The organism is Petrocella sp. FN5 (genome assembly GCF_029210395.1).
Lineage (GTDB): Bacteria > Bacillota > Clostridia > Lachnospirales > Vallitaleaceae > Petrocella.
The window spans coordinates 1-1953 of sequence record NZ_JARGDP010000152.1; the positions used below are offsets into that span (position 1 = coordinate 1).

Below are 1953 nucleotides of genomic sequence, written 5' to 3' on the forward strand. Positions count from 1 at the left end.
GGGTCTTTGACACTTGTATATTAATATAACCTAGGAAAGCCTTGATTTAGGCTTATTTTTTTGTCTTTTCTTTCGAAATTTAGTGCACAATGTTACACAATGTGTTATAATATATAGGAATGGAGGGGTTGTCTTATGAGATTACAGATTGTTAAATCCAAAAATGCTTCATCCTTATATGTTGTTAAATCAGTTTTCGAGAACAAAAAACGCACTTCAAAAGTTGTTGAAAAATTAGGCACTTTAGCCGATCTTACGTTAATCCACAATGATCCAATTTCTTGGGCAAATAATTATGTTGAAGAATTAAATCGAAAAGAGCAAGAAAATAAACGTAGTGTTCTTGTTAAATATAACCAATCTAAGCAGATCGAAAAGAATGCACCTGCTTCTTTTAATGGTGGCTATCTTTTTTTACAACAACTTTATCATCAGTTAGGTTTACACCGAATCAGCAAAGAAATCTCCAATAATTATAAATTTACATTTGACCTTGATTCGATTCTTTCACGACTTATCTATGGTAGAATTCTTTTCCCTTCTTCCAAGCTTAACACTTATCAAGAAGCTAAATCCCTTCTTGAGCAACCAAATTTTGAATTACATCAAGTCTATCGTGCTTTAGAGGTTATCGCTAAAGAAACCGATTTTATTCAATCGGAGCTCTATAAAAATAGCTTGTCCATTTCCAAAAGAAATGATCGCATTCTTTACTACGATTGTACCAATTATTATTTTGAGATTGAGCAAGAAGATGGGCTTAAACAATACGGTTATGGTAAAGATCATAAACCGAATCCAATTGTAGAAATGGGCTTATTCATGGATGGCGATGGCATTCCTCTTGCTTTTAATATTCATAGTGGTAACACAAATGAGCAAACCACCTTAAGACCTCTTGAAGAGAAAATTCTTAATGATTTTAAGTTGTCAAAGTTTATTGTTTGCACCGATGCCGGGCTTTCTTCTACCGATAACCGTAAGTTTAATAACATCAAAGAAAGAGCTTTCATTACGACTCAGTCGGTTAAAAAACTAAAGAGGCATTTAAAAGAATGGGCTCTTAATCCAAATGGATGGTCCTGTGCTAACAGCAGTCTCACCTATGACATTCGTCTTCTCGACAAGGATAAGGATACCTATGAAAGTCATATGAATACAACGTTCTATAAAGAACGCTGGATTAAAGAAGATGGACTTGAGCAGAAGCTTATTGTTACCTTTTCCTTAAAATACAGAGATTATCAGCGTCAGATTCGAAATCGACAATTAGAGAGAGCCTTAAAGCTCATTGAAAGTCGTCCAAGTGATATCAAGAAAAAGAAGCAAAATGATTATAAACGATTTATTACATCCACTAGCGTTACTCCCGATGGTGAGATTGCAGAGAACGTCATTTACGATATAGATAATGAGACTATTATTAAAGAGGAAATGTTTGATGGATTTTATGCGGTATGTACAAATTTAGAAGACGATGCACCTGCTATTGCAAAAGTGAATCACAGACGTTGGGAAATCGAAGAGTGCTTTCGCATTATGAAAAGCGAATTTAAAGCTAGACCTGTATATCTTAGTAGAGACGATCGCATAAAAGCTCATTTCACCACTTGTTTCTTGGCTTTAACACTATACCGCTTCCTTGAAAAAAGATTAGGAGAAGCTTTTACGAGTCATGAAATCATTAGTGGGTTAAGGGATATGAATTTTTACGCAGTAACGGGGGAAGGGTTTATTCCAACCTACACTAGAACAGATTTTACAGATGCTTTACATGATGCTTTTGGTTTTAGAACAGATTATCAGATTGTATCGAATAAAAGCTTTAAAAATATTTTCAAACAGACAAAAAAATAAAAACATTACTCACTTTTTGAATAAACAAGAAAAGCTTAAATCCCAGTATTTTCAATGGGTTCCAAGCTTTTTTCATCTCACAACTGTCAAAGACAG

At 34.1% G+C, this 1953-nt stretch carries 1 protein-coding gene; it reads left to right on the forward strand.

Annotated elements, in window-relative coordinates:
- The first annotated feature begins 135 nt into the window (after window positions 1-135).
- Window positions 136-1857, forward strand: a complete 1722-nt coding sequence (locus tag P0N36_RS15115) for an IS1634 family transposase (protein ID WP_275843713.1) — start codon at window positions 136-138, stop codon at window positions 1855-1857.
- Window positions 1858-1953 lie beyond the last annotated feature (96 nt).